This is a genomic window from Gimesia sp. (assembly GCF_040219335.1).
GTDB lineage: Bacteria > Planctomycetota > Planctomycetia > Planctomycetales > Planctomycetaceae > Gimesia.
Genome location: NZ_JAVJSQ010000004.1, coordinates 155988 through 177137 on the forward strand (window position 1 = coordinate 155988; position 21150 = coordinate 177137).

Below are 21150 nucleotides of genomic sequence, written 5' to 3' on the forward strand. Positions count from 1 at the left end.
GGCCCGTGGTTCCTTTGAATTGTGAATAATAGAATCTGTTAAGCGGAAACTTTCTGAGAGTCCGAAATTTTCTGCTCCGCGAAATACTGCTCTACAACCAGTCGATCGCGGAAGGGAACTTTCCTGTCACGTAAGATCTGTTCGCATTCATGACCTTTACCGGCAATCAGCACCAGATCTCCTGCCCCGGCTTCTGACAAAGCATATTCGATCGCTGCTTTCCGATCTTCGATCAATTCCGGCGTCACTCCCTGAGACTGACAGCCGGCAGCAATCGCTTTCATGATCTGAAAGGGATCCTCGCTCCGCGGATTATCGCTGGTGATGATCACCCGGTCTGCTTCACTGCCCGCTATCCCCAGCAGGCCGCGTTTCGAACTGTCGCGATCCCCGCCAGCCCCAAATACACAGAATAAACGTCGATTACAGACCTGTCGGGCAGAGAGAATCGCATGTCGCAATGCATCATCAGTATGGGCATAATCAATCAGCACGGTACAGGACTGACCACAATTCACCTGTTCCATTCGACCGGGAACATTTTCCAGGGCCTGAATTCCGGTCACGATTTCCTGGAGGCTCAGACCAAGCCCCAGGCAGACAGCTGTTGCCGCCAGGCAATTCGAAACATTATGTCTGCCAATGAGTGTTGTACTGACTGACACCGTATCTGACCCGAATACAATTTCAAATTCTGTACCAGCCGCTGATTCCTGTATCTCAGTCACCTGCAGATCTGCTTCCGACTCAAGCCCGTAAGTCAGCAGCTTTTGAGCCGACTGCTTTCCGTCTGCCATCGAACGACAAACGGGATCATCGAAATTCAGCACCAGCGTCCCTTCAGGCTTGAGATGCTGAATGATTCGTGCTTTACAAGCTGCATAATTTTTCAAATTCTGATGATAGTCAAAATGATCCTGTGTGACATTCGTCACCGCTGCGACTGCCAGTTGTGTCCCCGCAAGCCGGCTCTGGTCCAGAGCGTGGCTGGAGACTTCCATTACTGAATGCGTGACTTCATTCTTGACCATTGCAGATAATAACTGCGACAACTCTAATGCATCGGGCGTCGTCAGCGAAGAAGGGCGAGACTCATTTCCGTCATGGTACTCGACCGTACCAGTGAGACCGGCCTTGTATCCGGCACTCTGTAAAATCGACCGAACCAGCCAACTGACCGTTGTCTTTCCATTGGTCCCGGTAATCCCTACCGCATCCAACTGCCTTGAAGGACGGTCTGCCAGTTCCGAACATAGAATCGCATATGCCTTGCGAACGTCAGCCACAATACACTGAGGTACTTCCAGTCCCGTCAACGGACGACCGGTCAGTACCGCCTTAGCACCGTTTTTGATCGCCTCAGGGATATACTTTTCGGCAGACTCTCTGGTCCCGGCAATCACCACAAACAGGTCTCCCGGCTGACAGCGTCGACTGTCGGACTGCAGGGACGTCACGCAAATGTCAGCACAATCCACAAAGCTCGCGGAAGGAAATTGCGATCTTAAACTGATGGCAATCGTTCCCGGTGACAAGCTTAACGATGAAGATGACATGGATGTGAGGTATGAACCATGCATTTCAATGAAACCAATGTCTGAAAGGGGGGTGGCTAGGGAATGCTTTGATCTAAAAGGCTGGTGGCAAACAATAACAGCCGGAACTGGCTGGGAGATGTGATTGGAAGTGATCAATTTCTGGTTGCGTCTTTGAAGTGGGAGCATTCTCCCGATTCTTCAAATCTGGTCAAGGCGGGTTATGCAAAAAAATGCCGTAGCTTAGACCGCTTGTAATTTTTACACAAGCAACTGCCACCTACCCCAAACGGCATCCCCTTCACACAATAAAGAGAAAGCGGACCGGGCTACTTTTAGCAGAATTTCCAGCCCCAAAATCAACCTTACCTGCAGGTTACACAGTCAAGCTCTTAACCTTCGCTACCCCAAAAATTAAAATTAGTATTTTTACCTATTTCATAGATAATGATATGGATTGTCGAGAAACGGGAAGGTATGCTGAGAAATTATCAGGCCCTATCCAATACATGTCCTAAATGCCTGATATCAAAAAACCTGAAGTTATAGGTCATTTTCAAACTGCAAATTCTTGCCAGCAATCCGAACCACACCCTGGTGCGTGATTTGCTGAATATAAAACAGAAGAAAGCTCTCTTTATGGAGAATGTATTCTTACTCTGATTTTCCCTGGATCCCATAATTCATTTCGCTGTGCCTAAGGAGAAAGAGGATGAAACTGAACTCGCGCCTCAAAAAAGGTTTTACTCTGATTGAGCTACTTGTCGTCATTGCGATTATTGCCATCTTAATAGCCCTGTTACTGCCGGCAGTCCAGCAGGCAAGAGAGGCAGCCCGTCGATCGACGTGCAAAAACAACCTCAAACAGATAGGCCTGGCGTTCCACAATTACCATGACGCACACAGCTGTTTCCCCTTTTCCTGGTTTGTAGATGCCGCCAACCCTGCAAATCCGAAAGCCAGTGTTTACAACATCATGCTTCTCCCCTACATGGATCAGGCACCACTCTACAACCAGTGGAATTCATCGTATCCTGCTTTCGATCAACTGGCCGCCATTCCTGCTGTGCAACAAAACCTGCAGGTCATCAAGAACCCACTTCCAGTCTTCATGTGTCCTTCCACACCAGAGGCCACAACCCACACCTACGACTTAACACCTGCCGGATTTCCACTTACTTACACCGCTGCCCGAACCGACTATTGCCCGGCTTTAGGAGTTCGCGGCACTTATTCCTCAATCGCCTACACCGGTCACCCGGCAGCTAACAGTCGATCCGGAATGCTGACCAATGTAGGAGTCGACCCCAGCAATCCTTCAGGGGGAAGCAACACAATCACCAGAATTCGTGATGTAATCGACGGAACATCCAATACAATCCTGCTCGGCGAACGGGTGGGAGGCACAAATATCTATACTGGCACAACCATTCATTCGGCGTTCACATCCGCCTATGGCTCAACTAATGGTGGCGGATGGGGAGACCTCCTGAATGGTGAGCACTGGTACACAGGCTCTCTCAGAGATGGTACACCCGATGGCCCCTGCGCCATCAACTGCACTAATATTAGAAGTGCAGGCTTTCTGAGCTTCCACGTTGGAGGGGCTCACTTTCTGCTGGGCGATGGCGCCGTCCGTTTCATCAGCCAGAATGTTGATGCCTACACTCTGGCATCTCTCACCACTCGTGCGGGGGGAGAAGTCCTCGGCGAATTCTAAACCTATCTTGCCAAGCAACAGCAGGCTCAGCGCCAGACGCTACGTCTGGCGCTGACAGGTTTAGCCATTCTACATCAGCCACAACCGAGAAAGCTCCATGAAACGAATCAATGCCATTCCCCTGGTTTTATTGTCGCTTGTATTCACAGGCTGCAACCATGTAGAGGAACCTTACACTAAAAAAACGTATCCCGTAAAAGGGAAAATCACCGTTGATGGCAAAGCCCCCGGATCCCCGATTCAAATCAACTGCGTCAATAAGGGTGAAGTTGATATGGAACACCCTACGCTATCAAGAGGCTCAAGCGATAACGATGGTATCTTTGAACTTTCAACTTATACAACCGGTGATGGCCTTCCTCCCGGCGAATATGCTCTGACTTTTGTCTGGAAGAAATTCGATTTAGTGAACCGTGGCTACAGCGGACCGGACAAGCTGAAAAAACGCTATGATTCACCACAGAAGTCAAAAATAGAATTTTCTGTTAAAGAAGGCGATGAAGTTGATCTGGGTGTCATCGAACTGACCACCAAATAAATCTTCCCGCAATCATCGACTTAACAGTCGCACCAGAATGACTCAACCAGGCGGCCCTAAATAGTTGCCCGCCACTCCTGCTCATAGACCGGACGTAAAACATGTTGTATAGAACCTGCATTCTCCTGTTAATTCTCAGCTTCAATTTGGTACTCCCTGCAGCGGAAAATGTAAACCTCCGCACCAGACCGGTAGAAGCGAAAGAGGTTCCCGAGGCTTTCTTTAACTATATCCAGAAAGAAGAGCCAGAATACAAATGGGAAATCCATGACTCACTGTCCCACGACGGCGTGACAGCCTACCCTGTAGAGCTGACTTCACAAACCTGGCAGGGACACACCTGGAAGCACTGGCTTTACATCTTTGAGCCCGATCAGGTTCGGATTAACAACAAGGTTCTGCTGTTCGTCACAGGGGGCAGCAATGGCTCGCGCCCCAACGAAAAACGACTCAAACCCGCCTTCCTGCTTGCCAAAACTACCGGAGCCCGCATCGCCTTACTGACACAGGTCCCCAACCAGCCCTTGTTTGATGGCAAAAAAGAGGATGACCTGATCACCGAAACCTGGCTGCAATACCTGAAAACGGGAGACGAAAACTGGCCGCTGCTGTTTCCCATGGCCAAAAGTGCCGTCAAGGCTATGGACGCCATTCAGGAAATTGCGCGCGAGCATCGAAATATTGAGATCGACGGCTTCGTCATTACCGGGGCATCCAAGCGCGGCTGGACCAGTTGGCTCACCCCCGTTGTAGACAAACGGATCATCGCCACAGCACCAATCGTGATCGATACCCTGAATTTCCGCAAACAGATGAAACATCAGATTGCCACCTGGGGAAAATACAGCGTTCAGATTATTGACTACACCAGCAAAGGCCTGATCGTTGAAGGGGTCGAATCCCCTCGGGAAAAACACCTGCGACTCATGATGGACCCTTATACCTACCGCCATCAGCTCACACTTCCCAAACTCCTCGTTAATGGCACCAATGACCCTTACTGGGTCGTCGACGCCATGAAGTTTTACTGGTCGGATCTGGTCGGTCCCAAGTACATTCTACAGGTCCCCAACGCAGGACATGACCTGGGGAATGGGGTCGAATACGCCCTGCAAACCATTGCAGCATTCTTCATCCATGCAGCAACGGGTCAGGAACTGCCGAACATAAGCTGGGACAACAGCAATGATTACGAACTAACGCTGACTTGTGACAGCAAACCGACTCGGGTCCGCATCTGGAGCGCTTACTCTGACGATAAGGATTTCCGTGACGCCCAATGGTCATCACAAGACGTTGCCCCGGAAGACAATGGCTATCTGGCTGAAATAAACAAACCAGATAAGGGGCATGTTGCCTACTACATGGAAGCCATCTACCACATCAATAATATCCCTTATTCACTCTGTACTATCACTACCGCGAAGTAATCCAGGCTGGATTCGAGAGGGGGAGGTCCTTTTTCAAAATCTTAAAAAGAAGGTTTACTTTTCATCTATCAGTTTCTTCAGTGAATGGTAAGATTAGGTCAAAGGATAGACCCAAATCCAGTATGCTGATGGAACGATTTTAACTGGTGGTGAAAGGAACAACCACATGAAAAGTAAACCCCTCCCCCGCACAGACCAACCGCATCCTGCAAACACAGCTTCCCGCATTGCTCCCCGTAACTTCGAAGCGCCACACGCACTCGAATGCGAGATCAAGCACGCGCTGGCCATCGATTCCGATGTCTGCCTGAACTCTCTGGTCGTACGACGCACCAAAAATGGTGTCTGCCTGGAAGGTGTGCTCGAGTTCGATGACGAATGCCCGGATCTCAGTAAGCGAATTCAGGCACTGACCGGGGTAGAAGAAGTCATCAACCACATGGTGATGAAACGCCGCATGCCTATCCCCCCCAAAGGCTGATAAACCCCTGCTGCACAGAGGCTTCAGAACGTCAGGTCAGAGAGCTGCCTGCGCACACGTTTCCTGCACGTCTCCGATTTCACGAAAAAATGCTGAAATTCCTCTGTGCGCCGTTTTCAAGTTCTGATAAGTTTCGCGAATCAACCTCGCTGTTTTCGGCGTCGTCAGCTTTGATTCACGTCTTCAATCATGACCATGATTATCGGCGCCCGGACAAGCCTTTTACCGTCATCATTTTCGATCCAGCTGCTGCCTGATTCAGGATGAAGCAGGGCACCAGTTGCAGGAACTTATTGAAGCACTTATCAGTAGCAGGAAGGCCACTATGAGTCTCAATCAACCCCCCAATCAGGACTTAATGGTTCAAATTCGCTGGCTTATCCGCAGAGATATGCCAGAGGTTCTCCGTATCGAAGAAGAAAGCTTTGAGTACACCTGGTCTGAAGAGTACTTTCTCAGCTGCCTCCGCCAGCGGAACTGCATCGGAATGGTAGCCGAACACAACCATCAGATCGTTGGATTCATGATTTACGAACTGCATAAATCTATGATCCAGGTACTGAATTTCGCTGTTGCCCCGGAATTTCGGCAGCAGGGAATCGGTCGCCAGATGGTACAACGGGTGATCGACAAGCTCTCGCAGCAACGACGCCGGGAAATTGTTCTGGAAGTCCGTGAAACCAATCTTTCGGCCCAGCTGTTCTTCCGAAAAATGGATTTCCGCGCCGTTTCAGTGCTGCGGAATTATTTCGAAGACGCCGGGGAGGATGCTTATGTCCTCCAGTATCGCCTGCAGCGGACCGAACAGGAGTTTGCTCCTGGCCTATCTCCCAAGAACCGGATCACGAACTACCTGGACGCCTCCGACGCTGCCTGAAACTGACAGCACATGATTGAACTCTCGCACGGCGAAGCAACACAGAGTCCTGAGACGCCTGCGATTCAGCTGCGCGGAGTTCGTGTTCATAATCTGAAAAACATCGACCTGGACCTGCCTCTGCAGCAACTGGTGACAGTTTGTGGCGTCAGTGGTTCAGGCAAAACCAGCCTCGCCTTTGACACCCTCTATGCGGAAGGGCAAAGACGCTACCTCGAAACCCTCTCCCCAGCAGCACGTCAGTTCATTCACCAGTTGCCCAAGCCGGACGCAGACCGGATTACCCGAATCCCACCCACGGTCGCTCTCAAACAGAATGCCGGACGACGCGCTGCTACAGGTAAAACACTGGAACCGAACGTCGGCATTGAATCCGGTATTCAGAATTACTTCCGCCTGCTGTTCAGCACCCTGGGAGAGGTCATCTGCTCAAACTGCCAGATCCCCGTCAAACCACAATCCCCGGAATCGGTCCTCGCTTTCATTTACAGCCTGCCTGAACAGACACGATTCCAGATCTGCTTTCCTTTGGGATCCATTTCTGATCGACCGACCGACAAACTGCTGGCCGAACTGATTCAGCAGGGCCTGACGCGCGCGATCATTAATCACCAGTCCTGTAAGCTCGACGCAATGGGAAACAACAGCTCGATCACGAATGACTGCCTGATCGTACTCGATCGCCTCAGCACACGTAAAGCAGATGATCAGCGTATCCTGGAAAGCCTGGAGCTGGCATTTGCCGAATCTGCAGGTACAGCAACATTACTGGCAGAGCAGCTACCAGCAAGCCAACCGAAGGACACACCATTCATTGTTGATGAGCAGGAATGGTACCGTTGTGATTTCTTCTCCAGCCTCACCTGCACGCGATGCCAGGAGACTTACCTGAAGCCTGAGCCACAGCTCTTTAATTTCTTCAGCCAGATGGGTGCCTGCCCAGTCTGCCGGGGTACAGGCACAGATCCTCAGTCAGGCGAACTCTCCTGTGGTTCATGCCAGGGAAGTCGCCTTAACTCCGCGGCCCGTGCCGTCCGGATAGCAGATTTGAACATTGACGAATTGGGGGCACAAACGATACCCCAGATCAATTCCTGGTTGAGTCACCTTGATTCAAGTTCCACGGCAACTTCGCTAGTCAGGGAGATCACAAATCGACTGCAGACACTGGAAGACCTGGGCATCGGCTACCTGTCCCTCAATCGCCGTCGCTCCACGCTTTCCAGCGGAGAGCAGCAACGAATCGCACTCACTGCCGTTCTCAGCTCGAACCTCGTCAACACACTTTATATTCTGGACGAACCCTCTTCGGGCCTGCATCCAGCTGACAGCCAGCGCGTGATTTCGATACTGCAGCAATTACGAGACCTCAACAACAGCCTGGTCATCGTAGAGCATGATCCGGAATTCATTCGTGCCTCAGACCACATCGTCGAACTCGGCCCCGGAGCCGGCAGAGCAGGGGGAGAACTCGTTTTCCAGGGTTCAATTGCCGAAATGCAACACGCGACTGACTCGCCGACCAGCCGTTTTCTCAACTCAACTCATTCCAATGACTTTGGATCCCAGCCCGGAAAACAACCGAGCGGATCGATCACCATTATGGGATGCACAAGAAACAATCTCCAGAAAATCTCAGTTACTTTTCCGCTGGGGCAACTCTGCATCGTTACCGGTATCAGCGGAAGCGGCAAAAGCAGTCTGGTCGAGCAGACCCTGTTCCCCAGCCTCACCAGCGCACTAACTGAAGAGCCCCTATCAGCCCCGGAAGCAGGTTATGAATCAACCTCTGGAACAGATCAGATCGACGAGGTTATCCTGCTGGATCAATCTCTGATCGGCCAGACTCCCCGCAGCATCCCCGCGACCTACCTGAATCTGTTTGATGAAATCCGCAGCATCTTTGCCCAGACCGCTGACGCGAGACTGCGAAACCTGACAGCCAAAGACTTCAGCTTCAACAGTAAAAGCGGGGGCCGTTGCCCTGAATGCAAAGGTACCGGCTTCATCGAAATCGACCTGCAGTTCCTGGCAGATCTGACTATGGAGTGCCAGTCCTGCCACGGACAACGCTATCAACGCGAACTTCTGGAGATAAAATATCGCAAACTGAGCATCGCAGATGTTCTGAAAATGACCGTCGATGAGGCATTCCCCTTTTTCCGGGGACAGGCGTCTTTGCAGAAAAAACTAAAGCAACTCAAAGATGTGGGACTGGGTTATATACCCCTGGGTCAGCCACTCCCATCCCTTTCCGGTGGAGAATGTCAGCGACTCAAACTGGCAGCTTACCTCACGACCAGCAGTCGTAAACGCACACTGTTCCTGATGAATGAGCCAAGTCGAGGCCTACATCCCCTTGATATACAATACCTGCTCAATTGCTTTGAATACCTGCTGACAGCGGGACACTCCCTGATTCTGATTGAACACAACCTGCAACTCATTCGAGTTGCCGATCATATCATTGACCTGGGACCAGCCGCCGGAGAGCAGGGGGGCCAGATCGTAGTCACCGGCACACCTGCCGAAGTGGCACAGCACCCCGACTCCCTCACGGGTGCAGCACTCCAGAAGCTGAACTCTGGTTTTTAGCAATCACACTGAATCAACGTCTGCGGCGTTGACCCTTCCCTTTTTTGCCGCCCCTGCTGGATGATTTTCCTGACGCTGACTTGGTTGCTTTGCCTCCCGACTTTTTCAGATCGTCAATTCGGTCTCGCAAGAGTGCCGCCCGCTCGAACTCCAGTTTCTCCGCTGCTTCAAGCATTTCGCTTTCCAGTTCATTGAGAAACTCCTGGGTAATGTATTCCGACTCGTCCGAAAAGCCGACTGACTCCCGCACAAACTGGCGTGCCTCAATTTCGTCTTCAATTCCCCGCTTAATTGCTTTGCGAATCGTTTCCGGAGTGATGTTGTGCTCGCGGTTGTACTCTTCCTGAATCGCACGGCGACGGTCCGTTTCCTGAATCGCACTCTGCATACTGGGAGTCACTCGATCTGCATAGAGAATCACCTCAGCATTCACGTGTCGTGCCGAACGTCCGATTGTCTGAATCAGACTCGTTTCACTTCGTAGAAAGCCTTCCTTATCAGCATCCAGAATGGCGACCAGTGACACTTCCGGAATATCCAGTCCTTCGCGCAACAGGTTGATCCCCACAACCACATCATACTTCTGCTCGCGGAGCCCCCGCAGAATTTCAACCCGCTCAAAGGCATCAAGTTCAGAATGCAGCCATGCGCAGCGAATGCCTTCTTCCTGAAAATAAGACGACAGATCCTCCGCCAGCCGCTTGGTCAGGGTCGTTACCAGCACACGCTCATTTACCTCCACCCGCTTGAGAATTTCTTCCTTCAGATGAGGCACCTGACCGCGAGCCGGGACAATGCGTATCGCTGGATCAATCAGCCCCGTGGGTCGAATGACCTGTTCAACGACTTCCCCTTCAACGCGCTGCAGTTCCCAGTCGCCTGGTGTCGCGGAAACGAAAACAGTCTGCTTACGGCGTTCGTTCCACTCTTCGAAGGTGAGAGGCCGGTTATCGAGAGCCATTGGCAACCGGAATCCATGGTCGACCAGGTTTGTCTTACGCGAACGATCCCCGGCAAACATGGCTCGAATCTGAGAGACTGTTACGTGCGATTCATCTACGAATAACAGGAAATCATCAGGAAAGAAGTCCAGTAGCGTATCCGGTGGGGAACCTGGTTTTCTGCCCGCCAGAGCACGACTGTAATTCTCGATACCCGGGCAAAAGCCAACCTCTTCCAGCAGTTCCATGTCGTAGCGGGTCCGGGCACTGAGCCGCTGAGATTCCAGCAGCTTCCCTTCGCTCTGTAATACCTGCAGCCGCTCATCCAATTCTGTCTGAATCTCTGTAATCGCTGATTCAATCCGTTCCTGCGGGAGAACAAAGTGCTTGGCAGGGTAAATGTAGGCTTCCTTGACCGTTCGTAATACCTCGCCCGTCAAAGGATCAATGACCGCCAGGTTTTCGATTTCGTCTCCCCAGAACTCGATCCGGTAGGCAAACTCTTCATATGCGGGCCAGCATTCAACTACGTCTCCACGTACGCGAAACCGGGCTCGCGCCAGTTCAACGTTGTTGCGATCATACTGGATATCTACCAGTCTGCGGAGCATATCATCACGGTCAATCTCCTCTCCCACACGCAGAGGAATCATCATCTCCAGGTAGTCTTTAGGTGAACCTAAACCATAGATACAACTCACGCTGGCCACCACGATCACGTCCCGCCGACTGACGAGGGCACTGGTCGCCAGAAGCCGGAGTCGATCAATTTCATCATTGATCGAAGCGTCTTTTTCAATATAAATATCGCGCTGGGGAATATAGGCTTCCGGCTGATAGTAGTCGTAATAACTTACGAAATAGGTGACTGCATTATTCGGAAAGAACTCTTTGAATTCAGAATACAATTGCGCTGCCAGAGTTTTATTGTGTGACAGTATCAGAGCAGGGCGTCCCAGTTCTGCGATCACATTGGCCATCGTGAACGTTTTACCGGATCCGGTCACCCCCAGCAGAACCTGGTCAGACTTGCCTTCTTTGATGCCTTTCACCAGTCCATCGATGGCACGGGGCTGATCCCCCGAAGGTTGAAAGTCACTCTGTAACTGAAACACGGACATGGTTGCTCTACTCTCTGCGTCTGGTCAGCGCACCGGTTCACCTCTGACCGGAACGGGGAAATGAATATCTTCTATGTCAGATATTGTAGAGCATCCTGGTGTCGCGAATAAAGGGAGCCACTGATTCCCGGCAGAGAACTAATAATCCCAGCCCGGACACCTGAAAAATGACTATGCTTCCGGATGGAGTGATTCCGGATCGGTGTCGTCACTTAGCCCCACCTCTGGTTGATCGCTCACAGCAGATTCGTCCTCAGGAGCAGCATCCAAAGCAACTTGATCAGGCTCAGTCTCGCCCGACTCGGGAAGTGCCTCTACTTCTACCTGAGCTGTTTGCACCATCTCGGGAGCATTTGTTTCGACACTGGCAACTTCCTCTTCCGCATGCTCAGTTACCGACGCGTCAGTAGTCTCCGCTATCGGAGCGCTGTCTGAGTCTTGCGTTTCAGGCAAGGGAGCCATAATCCAGATTTCGCCGTAATCTTCCGGCTGATCTGCCCGGAAATGATGATGACGAAGCAGTTCCAATATCGCCAGAAAGATCCCGGTGATCCGACTGCGCAGTTTTTCGCCTTCAAAGAATGCACTGAAGGCGAGTTTCCCTTCCTGACGCACGCGGGCTCCGATTCGCTCTACATATGTGGAGATTGGCGTGTCGTCATAAGTGATGCTCGACTCCTCTTCGACCTCTTTGCGTTTCACTACGCGGGCCAGCGCACTGACCAGGTCCCAGAGTTCGACTTCCTTGATGAGATCCTCTGCAGGATCCTTGCCTGATTTGGGCCGTTCATCTGACAAACGGGGATAGCGTTCCTGCCATTCGGCAGCATGTTCTTCCAGAGCGTTCGCTGCATCTTTGAACTTCTTGTATTCCAGCAACTGCTGAATCAGATCGCTGCGGGGATCGTCAATCACTTCCGCAATTTCTTCTTCTTCCGCCCGGGGAAGTACCATCCGGCTTTTGATTTCCGCCAGGGTACTCGCCATCACCAGAAAGTCACCCACCAGATCCAGATCAATCAGTTCCAGCACGTCTAGAAACTCATTGAAGGATGACGTAATCGTAGCCACAGGCAGGTCCAGAATGTCGAGCTCATTCCGCCGGATCAGGTACAACAGCAGGTCCAATGGACCACTGTATATCTGCAACTCGACCTTATATTGGGCACTCGTCATAAGTTTGGTTCGGGCTCTGTCACGTAATATCGTCAGGGCAACATTACGATAACCTGTTCTCTGTCAGCGGGTTAGAATACTTATTTCAATTCAGGCGATGGGCGATTTTTCGTCAGACTTCGCGCACACCAGCCTGCTATGATCGTTATCGTCAGATTAACCGTCACAAATTGAAACTTTCCCCAGCTTCGGAGGGGAAAAGAAAAATCGGCAAGTCCTGATGACTTGCCGATTTTGATTCATCGTTTTCCGATGACACAAAGCTGAAGCACCTTAAGTTCCTCTCAGCGATTTCATCCTGAACAATCGCTGGAGAAGTGCCTCCGTGATCCATTTCGGAATCACGCTGCTTTGCGGACAGGCATTTGCAGAATTTGTGGTTCTGGCTCTTCGCAGGCAGCCAGGAAGTTTTCGAAGACCTGCATATCCAGAGCGGAAGCAGAATGATTCTGCGGGTGCCACTGCACGCCGACACAGAACCAATCTTCATCAGGTACTTCGATCGCTTCAACAACACCATCCGGTGCTGTTGCAGAAACCACAAACATTTTGGAAACATATTTCACAGCCATGTGATGCTGGCTGTTCACCCGAATTTCTCCGGGACCATACATTTTATCAACGCGGGTACCAGGTACGATATCAATGATATGTCGCAGGTTAGCTTCAACACCATCACGGTGATACATGGCACCGGGAACATCTTCAGTGACATGCTGATGCAGTGTTCCACCACTGATGACATTCATCAGTTGCATACCAGCTCCGATGGCCAATAACGGCATTTTCATTTCCATGGCCATGGTGCAGACACGACGATCAAAGTCTTCACGACGCAGGGGCATGGCGCGGGAAGCAGGGTGTTTTTCGAATCCCAGGCGAATCGGATCCAGGTCCAGAGCACAACCCGAAAGTACCAGACCGTCCAGTTGTTCGAGCATTTGTTTCAAGTCATCGTCATCAGCCAGCGGGGGAACCATGACGGGAATTCCGCCGGCATCGGTCACTGAGTCATAGTAGCCAGTGTAGAACCAGCTCAGTGCCTGTGTCTGTTTTTGCTCGGGGCGAAAGTCTCCGGTAATTCCGATCAGAGGTTTTTTTGACATCGAATCCATCCTTCACTTCAAGTGCACTTCCTGTGCGGTCAAAACGGGTTGGGGAGGTAACGGGATATCCCCAAAAACCGGGGACCGGAGAAAGCAGAGCGATACGCTAACGAAGTGCGTTCGAGCGGATGAAATATCCCCCCTGTCGAACGAATAGAAAATAGAATCCATTCTCTTCTAGCGGTCCGTTCCTTCGGTCCGTGTCGGACTGATGTGAATCAGTCCGTTTGAATGTCGTCTGTGAGTCAGTTCGAATCATTCAAGTGGGGGGATCTTAGTACCCTGTCTGGAGGCTGTCCAGCGAATCGATCATTTTGAGCGATTATTTTTTCAAGTTGCAGATCAGACACCATATCTTGTGCCTTGGCTGTTTCGCACACCTGAATTTGCATCACAAATCGATCTTTTTCCCAGAATTCTTTTAAAACTGGGGTTTTGCCTGCTAAAGGCCGGCAGGGTTAAGCCGACTCTAGCGCATCATTCTGTTGATTTGACTCTGTCGACAACGCCGGCAGAGCAGACGCACCAATGGCTGCCAGCAACAGGCAGGGAATTATCGCATAAAAGGCTAGATGGGGAGCCCCCAATGAAACAAAATGACTGGTAATTTTAGCCTGAATCATTCCGCCATCTCCCCAGGCCATACCCATCGTAATTGCTGAAGCAACACCACCACCTTTGGGAAACAGTTGATGAGAATAGGAAACCATCGCTGGACTCGTCCCCCACAACACCAGCCCACTGGGGACCAGCAGAAGCGTCATCAACCATGTGGGACAGCCTTCCCAGCCCAACACCAGCATCAGCGGAATTCCCAACAGCGGACAGGCAATCATAAACGCTTTTTCGTGACCGGATTTGAACCGGAACGCCATCAGTAACATGCCGACACTGGCAGAAAACAGAAAAACGGATTGCACTAACCCAATTTGAAAAGCAGAAACATTCTGATCTTTTAGAATGAAAGAAATCAGTTTGTCCATCGCCATGTTTGGAACCAGCCTCAATGAACAGACCATAAACAGGAACAGGGCCAGAGAGATTTTTCCTTCCAGCATATGATAGAGCGATTGAGGTTTCTGAGTTTTATCGCGTTGGAACAGTTTCGCTGGTGGTTTTCCAACGAAGTGTAGAATCAGGATTAAGCCGGCATACAGCGGAGCCAGGATCCAGACACTTTTCAAGCCCCAGGTTGAAACAATGGCACCACAGGCAATCGGTCCCAGGGCCAGTCCCATCGCGCCACCAAACATGAATAGCGACAAACTCCGTGTCCGGCGTTCGGGGATCAGAGCTCCCGCGACCACAGCAGCCTCGGGATGAAAAGAACCGATGCCCACTCCACCCAGCAATAAAGCCACACACAATACCGCGACATCGGGAGCAGGTCCGACCAGAGGCATCATGATCGCCCCCAGCACAGGACCAATCCATAAAATTGAGGGGATTGGATATCGATCGCGAATATAGCCGAAAACGGGTTGCGCCAGCGAAGAAGCCAGTGCATGAATTGTCAAAACCAGAAACAATGCGTTTTCCGAAAGCGAGTGTACCCGTTCCAGTTCCCCCCAGAGGGGACCGACCACAATGGCGGAGGCATCAACGATGATGTGCGTGAGCGTGAGACAGATCAGACAGCGATAAGCGTAGGGCATTTTGAGACAGAATTTCGAGGCAGGGGATCTAACACGAGGACAGCTGATATTCTACTGATGTGCCCCGTGAAATGGAAATCGGCTGCCCTGGACCAGTCTGAGTTTTGATATGTTTTCGGCACGTGATATACAGGGATGATGCATTGTGATTTTAAGAAAAACAGGCTATACCAGCAGAAGTTCAGTGACTCAACCTTCGATTCAGGAAAGATGGATACTTGGAAACAGCGGCAGAATGGTCCTTTGACTCAACCAGTGAAGCAGATACCCGGCGTTTAGGGGCACTGTTGGCCGTTCAACTGGTTCCAGGCACGGTCATTGCCCTGAATGGGAATCTAGGTGCCGGCAAAACTCGCCTCGTCCAGGCGATTTCCGCGGCACTGGGAGTCGATCCTGCTGAAGTAAACAGCCCCACCTTTGTACTTGTGCAAGAGTACGAAGGTCAACTTCCTCTCTACCACTTCGATACCTATCGTCTTAAAGATACAGACGAATTCCTCGAACTGGGAGCGGACGAACTATTGTATGCAGAGGGAGTTTGCCTGATTGAATGGGCGGAAAAAGTTTCAGAAGTGCTGCCCCGTGATGTCTTGCAGATCACGATCACACACGTCTCAGAAACCGCACGCCGCTTCGAATTCAGTGGACAGGGGCCCCGTTCAACCAGGATCATCTCCGCTCTGAAAACGCCAGGCTGAAACCATAACACAATATTGCCGCAGGGGCAGGGAGGCCAGACATGACAAATCCAGCTGAGGACAAACTTCTTGTTACAGGTGCGACCGGACTGGTAGGCAGCCAGGTGATCCAGCGGGCGATAGCACTCGGTAAACCAGTCACCGCTCTGGTCCGCTCTGTGGAGCAGGCGACATTCCTGCAAGAGCAGGGGGCAGAACTGATTGAAGGCGACCTGACCCGTCCCGAAACCCTTCAAGGAAAGCTCTCGGACATTACCCAGGTCGTACATACTGCCGCCAAAGTGGGAGACTGGGGTAGGGTCGATGAATACCGTCAGACCAACGTTACCGGCTTAATGAACCTGATCGCAGCTCTCCAGGAACAATGTACATTAAAGCGATTGATCCATATCAGCTCCCTGGGCGTTTATGCAGCCCGTGATCATCATGGCACCGATGAAACCGAGCCCCCTCATGCATCCGGGATTGATGGTTACACTTTGAGCAAAATCGAAGCGGAGCAGATGCTCCAGCAACAGTCGATTCCTTATACCATTTTGCGTCCCGGATTCATTTATGGCCCCCGCGACCGGACCGTTCTGCCCCGAATTCTGGAGCGACTCCAGTCTGGTCAGTTTGCATACCTCGGTTCTCCTGAGAAACTGATGAATAACACTTATGTGAAACACCTGGTGGATGCTATCTTTCTCGCATTGAATCAGGAACAGGCCGTCGGTCAGATATACAATATCACCGACGTTACCTTGGTCAGCAAACGGGAGTTCATCTCAACGATAGCCGATCTGGCCGGATACAAGTCACCAGAAAAAGTAGTCCCTTTGCCGGTAGCCCGGCACCTGGCTAAACTGCTTGAGGGACTGTGGCGTCTGCTGGGAAAGAAACAGGCCCCCATCCTCTCTCAGGCTCGTATTAAGTTTCTGGGATTGAATCTGGACTATAGCACGCTCAAAGCTCAGCATGAGCTGGGCTATGCACCACAGACGACCTATCAAGAAGCCATGTCAGAGACTATTGACTGGTTTCGAGAACATCAGAAATTGCCAGTGTAACTCTTACTTATGAATTCCCTGTGAAAATACCTGTTTTTATAGATCACCAGAGAATGGGTATTTGACCCGACTCTCTCTTCAAGCGTAGAATAACCACATGGAAAGTGAACTGACGTCTGCCCCCGATCTGCCAGAGACAGAAACAAATCTCCCCCAGCGGAGTCGGCGGCGGTATATCATCAGCTATCTGATTCAACTGGCTATTTTCCTGACGATATACATCCTTTCCATCGGTCCCTTGTTCTGGCAATGGTTTGCTTCGTACCACTCAATGAGTTCCCCATTCTTCGCCGCATTCTATATGCCACTCTTACTGGCCTGTGACCTCTGTCCGCCCCTCGCAGATGGCGTAAACTGGTACATCAATCTCTGGATCTAAGCCACCTGACGATTCAAGCCAGTCAAGCTTGCAGCACCTTTCAGGAACTGGCCGCCTGAAAAGAGACGCCCTGAATTCTCAGGTTTCCAACATCAAAGCTTGTCCATATCAAAAACCCAAACCTCAGTAGCGTAAGGTAGATTGACAAACCCAATATTCCAAATACACTCGTTAACTGGAGCACTGTCGTGGAATTCTCCCCAGTGTCAGGCCTTAGATATCTCTCACTGCGCAAGCCAAAAACTGCCTGGACGGCAGCCATCATACGGGAGCACGGAAACTCATGAGCGACACACGTCCTTTTGCTCACCTGCATTGTCACACTCATTTCAGCATGCTGGATGGCGCCAGCCGCATTCCGGAAATGGTCAGCAAGATCAAAGAAGCAGGCATGAACTCGCTGGCAATCACCGACCACGGCAACCTGTACGGAGCGATGGACTTTTATAGCCATTGCCGGAGTCAGGAAGTCAATCCGATCCTGGGTCTGGAAGCCTATATTGCCCCCCGCAGCCGTTTCGAAAAGGGGGCTTCTCGGATGAAAGAGGCCAGTTTTCACCTGACCTTGCTGGCCCAGAATCGTCAGGGGTTCGAAAACCTGATCAAACTCTCATCCATGTCTTACCTTGAAGGCTTTTATTATAAGCCGCGAATCGACAAGGAGATCCTAGAAGCCCACAGCGACGGACTGATCCTGCTGACAGGCTGTGCCGCAGGCGAACTGTCGCACCATATCCTGGGAGAAGACTGGGAAGAGGCAGAAAAACTATGCGCCTGGTATGAAAAAGTATTCGGCGATCGCGTGTATATGGAGATCCAGAATGCCGGTCTGGAGATTCAGCGGCAGTGTATGGAAGGCACAGTCGAACTGGCCAACAAAATGGGTCTGCCCCTGGTTGCCACCAACGACGCGCATTATGTCGAACAGGAAGATGCTGTTGCCCAGGACGTACTGCTCTGCGTGAGTACGCGTGCGGTCGTAAGTGATGAAAAACGGATGAAAATGACAGGAGACCAGTTCTTCGTCCGTACTCAGGAAGAAATGTATAACGCGTTCCCCGGCTTTGAGGATGCGGTTGCCCGCACACAGGAGGTTGCCGAGCGGGTCGACATTCAGATGTCAGACAAAAAATTCTACCCGGTATTCCAGCCACCGGATGGCATGACAGACACGCAGTATCTGCGCAAACTCTGTGAAGAACGTCTGCCCCTCAAGTACGGTGATGAACTGAGCCAGGCGCACTGGGATCGTCTTAACAAGGAACTGGGCGTCATCGAGCAAATGGGTTACTCCAGTTACTTCCTGATCGTGTGGGACTTTGTCGTCTTCGCTGAAAGTGAGAAGATCCCTTGCACGGCCCGTGGTTCGGCCTGTGGAGCCATTGTAGCTTTCCTCCTGGGAATGTCGCAGGTCTGCCCCCTGAAGTACGATCTCCTTTTTGAACGATTTCTCGACCCCAGCCGTACCGAACCGCCCGATATCGATATCGACTTCTGTCGTGACCGCCGTCAGTTGGTGATCGATTACACCAAAAAGAAATACGGCGAACGTAGCGTGGCCCAGATCGGAACGTTTGGTACACTCAAGGCCAAAGCCGCGATCCGTGACGTAGGCCGTGCGCTGGGCGTCCCCTTGGCCCGCGTCAACGAAATTGCCAAGATGGTTCCCGACTCACTGGGGATCAAGATCAAGGATGCCATCAAGGAAAGCCCCGATCTGCAAGCCGCCTACGACCAGGATATGGAAGTAAAACAGCTGCTTGATCTCGCTATGCAGCTGGAAGGTCTCTGCCGCAGTGCAGGAACCCACGCTGCGGGTGTGGTGGTCGCCGACTTGCCGCTTTCTGAAGTCGTCCCTCTGCAGACAATCACCGGCAAAACGGACATTATCACCCAGTGGGATGGTCCTACCGTGGAATCGGTGGGGCTGCTCAAGATGGACTTCCTCGGTCTGCGAAACCTCACGATTTTGGACAAAGCCGTTCAGAACGTGAAGAAGCACTGTGGGATTGAAATCGATCCGCACCATCTCCCTCTGGACGATGAAGAAACGTTCGCCCTGCTGCAACGCGGAGAAACAAAGGGCATTTTCCAGTTGGAAAGTGGCGGAATGCGTGACCTGCTGACCAAGATGAGGCCGGACAAGTTCCAGGATATCATCGCTACCTCGGCTCTGTATCGTCCGGGTCCTCTGGAAGGGGGGATGGTGATGCAGTACGTCGATGTGAAACACAACCGGATTCCGATCCCCAAAGTTCATCCGATCGTGGATGAAATTCTGGAAGAAACCTATGGCGTGATGGTTTACCAGGAACAGGTGATGCGAATTCTGAACCGCGTCGGAGGGATTGAACTTTCCGCTGCGTATCGTTGTATTAAAGCGATCAGTAAGAAGAAGCTCAAAATCATCGCAGAGTTCAAAGACCAGTACATCGCAGGTGCCAAAGAACGGGACATGGATGAAAAACTGGCGATCGAACTTTTCGACATGATCGAAAAATTTGCCGGTTACGGTTTCAATAAATCACACTCCACTGCTTATGGGGGTGTCGCCTACGCGACTGCGTACCTCAAAGCACATTATCCCAAAGAATTTATGGCCGCATTACTTTCCTGTGGGATGGAGAGCCATGAGCGAATCAACGAGCACGTCGATGACTGCCGCAGAATGAAAATTGAAGTTCTGCCTCCGGACATCAACCGGTCCGATGTGGAATTCAGTGTCGATGGCGAAAAGATTCGCTTTGGCATGGGCGCCATTAAGGGGGTCGGAGAGCAGGCCCTCGAAGAAGTAGTGAAAGAGCGGGAAGAAAACGGTCAATACAGCAGCCTGTATAACCTGTGCGAACGTGTCGACCCCAAATCGTTAAACCGCAGCACCTTGGAAACACTAATCAAAGCTGGTGCCTTGAACAGCCTGGGCGGCAATCAGGCACAATTAATGTTGACTGTAGAAAGAGCAGTGCAGTCGGCTCTTAAGATTCATAAGGACAGGGCACGTGGGCAGAAAAGCCTGTTCGGTGATGAGCCTGCCAGTGATGAACCCGATTCTGCAGATGAGGCACTGTTGCCAGAAGCAGAAGACTGGTCGCGAGCACAGAAACTCGCCGCTGAAAAGGAAGTATTTGGTTTTTACCTGACTTCACATCCCCTGGCTGAAATGGGTGATGCCTTGACCAAATACGCGCAGAATAGAACGAATGAACTCGCGGAAATGGAAGACCGGGACGAAGTCATTCTGGCCGGTATGGTCTCCTCCATTAAAAATGCTGCCACCAAAAAACCCAGTAAGAACGGTCACACCCGGTACGTGAACTTTGACTTTGAAGATCCGCACGGCCTGGTACGCTGCATTATGTGGCCCGAACAGTTCGCTCGCTTCGGGGAAAAGGTTAAGATGGAAGCTATGGTGATCATCAAGGGAAAGATAGACAAACGGGGCAGGGAGCCCAACGTGATTGTGGACCAGTTACTGACCCTCAACGACGCCCGCAAGCAGTTTACCGACCGGTTGGCGATCAACTTCAAACGGGGAGTCCACACGCGACAGGATATGGTGAATGTACATGATGTTTTGACGCAGTTTCCGGGGCAAACCGAGGTCATTCTGGTCGTCGATTCCGTGGACCAGGAGAAGCCGGATACGAGCTTGAGGTACGTCTTGAACCCGCCCGGTAATCTTCGCGTGTCCTGCAGCGAGGAGTTCGAAAACCGCCTGAAAGCCACGATTGGTGAAAGTCATATCCACTTTCACACTCCAGTTGTCAAGAAAAAAGCGATTGGCGGAAGTATCGGTCGCTAAGCCCGTTGCAGCGACAAACCGTTTAAAAGTGCTGTTTTCGACTGATT

Annotated in this window: 16 protein-coding genes; 11 read left to right on the plus strand and 5 right to left on the minus strand. The window is 51.4% G+C overall.

Annotated elements, in window-relative coordinates:
- Nucleotides 1–38: 38 nt before the first annotated feature.
- The gene (locus tag RID21_RS01730) at nt 39–1457 is read right to left on the minus strand and encodes a UDP-N-acetylmuramoyl-L-alanyl-D-glutamate--2,6-diaminopimelate ligase (protein ID WP_350186897.1); all 1419 of its coding nucleotides are present in this window, start codon (nt 1455–1457) and stop codon (nt 39–41) included.
- A 4-nt stretch (nt 1458–1461) separates the two neighbouring features.
- On the opposite strand from RID21_RS01730, the gene RID21_RS01735 reads away from it, so the two are divergent.
- The 7 genes from RID21_RS01735 to RID21_RS01765 all read left to right on the plus strand — a co-directional run bounded on the left by RID21_RS01735 (nt 1462) and on the right by RID21_RS01765 (nt 9176).
- Nucleotides 1462–1680: a hypothetical protein gene (locus RID21_RS01735; protein ID WP_350186898.1), complete on the plus strand. Its 219-nt coding sequence runs from the start codon at nt 1462–1464 to the stop codon at nt 1678–1680.
- A gap of 567 nt (nt 1681–2247) precedes the next feature.
- Nucleotides 2248–3255 (plus strand): DUF1559 domain-containing protein, encoded by a 1008-nt coding sequence (locus RID21_RS01740; protein ID WP_145183920.1) that lies wholly within the window; start codon nt 2248–2250, stop codon nt 3253–3255.
- 97 nt (nt 3256–3352) lie between these two features.
- Nucleotides 3353–3793 carry a hypothetical protein gene (locus tag RID21_RS01745; RefSeq protein ID WP_350186899.1) on the plus strand — a complete coding sequence of 147 codons (441 nt, stop codon included), beginning with the start codon at nt 3353–3355 and terminating at the stop codon, nt 3791–3793.
- Between the two features lie 101 nt (nt 3794–3894).
- Nucleotides 3895–5223 (plus strand): PhoPQ-activated pathogenicity-related family protein, encoded by a 1329-nt coding sequence (locus tag RID21_RS01750; protein ID WP_350186900.1) that lies wholly within the window; start codon nt 3895–3897, stop codon nt 5221–5223.
- A gap of 166 nt (nt 5224–5389) precedes the next feature.
- Complete coding sequence (locus RID21_RS01755; RefSeq protein ID WP_350186901.1) at nt 5390–5704, plus strand: hypothetical protein; 315 nt, start codon at nt 5390–5392, stop codon at nt 5702–5704.
- A gap of 325 nt (nt 5705–6029) precedes the next feature.
- On the plus strand, nt 6030–6581 hold the full coding sequence (rimI, locus tag RID21_RS01760) for a ribosomal protein S18-alanine N-acetyltransferase (protein ID WP_145040142.1): 552 nt from the start codon (nt 6030–6032) through the stop codon (nt 6579–6581).
- 12 nt (nt 6582–6593) lie between these two features.
- Nucleotides 6594–9176, plus strand: coding sequence for an excinuclease ABC subunit UvrA (locus tag RID21_RS01765; RefSeq protein WP_350186902.1), 2583 nt, complete (start codon nt 6594–6596; stop codon nt 9174–9176).
- A 13-nt stretch (nt 9177–9189) separates the two neighbouring features.
- Here the strand turns inward: RID21_RS01765 and uvrB are convergent, their stop codons facing one another.
- From uvrB to RID21_RS01785, 4 genes are all read right to left on the minus strand, one after another.
- Complete coding sequence (gene uvrB, locus RID21_RS01770; RefSeq protein WP_350186903.1) at nt 9190–11238, minus strand: excinuclease ABC subunit UvrB; 2049 nt, start codon at nt 11236–11238, stop codon at nt 9190–9192.
- Nucleotides 11239–11409: 171 nt separating this feature from the next.
- Nucleotides 11410–12414: a segregation and condensation protein A gene (locus tag RID21_RS01775; RefSeq protein WP_350186904.1), complete on the minus strand. Its 1005-nt coding sequence runs from the start codon at nt 12412–12414 to the stop codon at nt 11410–11412.
- A 341-nt stretch (nt 12415–12755) separates the two neighbouring features.
- Nucleotides 12756–13520 carry a gamma-glutamyl-gamma-aminobutyrate hydrolase family protein gene (locus RID21_RS01780; RefSeq protein WP_350186905.1) on the minus strand — a complete coding sequence of 255 codons (765 nt, stop codon included), beginning with the start codon at nt 13518–13520 and terminating at the stop codon, nt 12756–12758.
- Between the two features lie 458 nt (nt 13521–13978).
- Entirely contained in the window at nt 13979–15175 is a 1197-nt protein-coding gene (locus RID21_RS01785) for an MFS transporter (RefSeq protein ID WP_350186906.1), read from the minus strand.
- A 218-nt stretch (nt 15176–15393) separates the two neighbouring features.
- On the opposite strand from RID21_RS01785, the gene tsaE reads away from it, so the two are divergent.
- The 4 genes from tsaE to dnaE all read left to right on the plus strand — a co-directional run bounded on the left by tsaE (nt 15394) and on the right by dnaE (nt 21103).
- Complete coding sequence (tsaE, locus tag RID21_RS01790) at nt 15394–15873, plus strand: tRNA (adenosine(37)-N6)-threonylcarbamoyltransferase complex ATPase subunit type 1 TsaE (RefSeq protein ID WP_350186907.1); 480 nt, start codon at nt 15394–15396, stop codon at nt 15871–15873.
- A gap of 41 nt (nt 15874–15914) precedes the next feature.
- Nucleotides 15915–16922: an NAD-dependent epimerase/dehydratase family protein gene (locus RID21_RS01795; protein ID WP_350186908.1), complete on the plus strand. Its 1008-nt coding sequence runs from the start codon at nt 15915–15917 to the stop codon at nt 16920–16922.
- Nucleotides 16923–17019: 97 nt separating this feature from the next.
- Entirely contained in the window at nt 17020–17301 is a 282-nt protein-coding gene (locus RID21_RS01800; protein WP_149345758.1) for a hypothetical protein, read from the plus strand.
- A gap of 283 nt (nt 17302–17584) precedes the next feature.
- On the plus strand, nt 17585–21103 hold the full coding sequence (dnaE, locus tag RID21_RS01805; protein WP_350186909.1) for a DNA polymerase III subunit alpha: 3519 nt from the start codon (nt 17585–17587) through the stop codon (nt 21101–21103).
- Nucleotides 21104–21150 lie beyond the last annotated feature (47 nt).